Genomic DNA, 1109 nt, shown 5'->3' on the forward strand with positions numbered 1-1109 from the left:
TATGGACGCACTAGAGAATGTTGTTTCGCACTTTAGAAGGTGGCTAGCCAAGAGCTAGAACACACAAAACTTTTCCTTTAAAAATATGACAAAACAAGAATTTACACAAACATTGTTTGCGTGGATGGGTGGTAAACACTATCTACGTAAGACGATTGTACCGATTTTAAATAATATTGAACATGAAACCTATGTTGAACCCTTTTTAGGCTCTGGTGTTATTTTCCTCAATAAAGGACCATCGAAATATTCCGTGATTAATGATTTGAATGGAGAGATTACGAACCTATTTCAATGCGTTCAAAACCATTTTGATGATTTAGCCAAACGACTTGAGTGGTTTGTTTGTTCAAGAGAGTTGTTTTTTGATCTTGCATCGATTGACCCAGAAAGCCTTTCCAAAGTTGAAAGAGCTGCCCGCTTTTTGTTTCTGCAAAGTTGTGTCATGTATGGGAAAGAAAAGTATGTCTCTTTTAGCTTTGGAAGAAAGAGATCGGCTGAGTTTAATCCTGATAAGCTGCTCTCAAGGATGAGACGTATTAGACATAAGCTTATTGATACGGTTATCTTAAATTTGTCGTGGGAACGGGTTATCGAGCTATTTGATGCGCCGGATAGTTTATTTTATTTAGATCCGCCTTATCTTTTAAAGAAGAAATATTATAGTTCAGGGAATTTTGTTGAAGACGATTTTGTCAATATGGCAAAAGTTCTCAAGGGGCTTGAAGGAAAGTTTGTTTTAAGTCTGAATGATTGTGATTCGGTTCGAGAGATCTTTAAGGAATTTGACTTTTTAGAAGTTGAGACACTTTGGTCAGCAGGTACAGCGAAAAAAACACCTCGAAAAGAGCTCTTGATTCACAATAGCCTTTGTGATTCTAATACTTGTGACTTATTTAGCGCGTATGCTTGATACGTTAGAGAATGTTTTTTGCACTTAAAGGTGGTTAGCCAAGAGTTAGGAGGGATGATTCTATTCCTCTAAAATGAGCAGCCAAAACATACTTCATAGGAAAATTCTATTCCCCAACTTTTATTTACGCATCCCTCACAGTGAAAAAGATGTATAAATACAGTAAGTTATTTTTAGATAAAACTTACATATTATT

General features: G+C 35.8%; 1 protein-coding gene. It reads left to right on the top strand.

Annotated elements, in window-relative coordinates:
- Positions 1-85 precede the first annotated feature (85 nt).
- Positions 86-913 (top strand): DNA adenine methylase, encoded by an 828-nt coding sequence (locus tag BN338_RS09505; RefSeq protein ID WP_039761618.1) that lies wholly within the window; start codon positions 86-88, stop codon positions 911-913.
- The last annotated feature ends 196 nt before the right edge of the window (positions 914-1109 follow it).

Source organism: Bartonella queenslandensis AUST/NH15 (genome assembly GCF_000312585.1).
Taxonomy (GTDB): Bacteria; Pseudomonadota; Alphaproteobacteria; order Rhizobiales; family Rhizobiaceae; genus Bartonella; species Bartonella queenslandensis_A.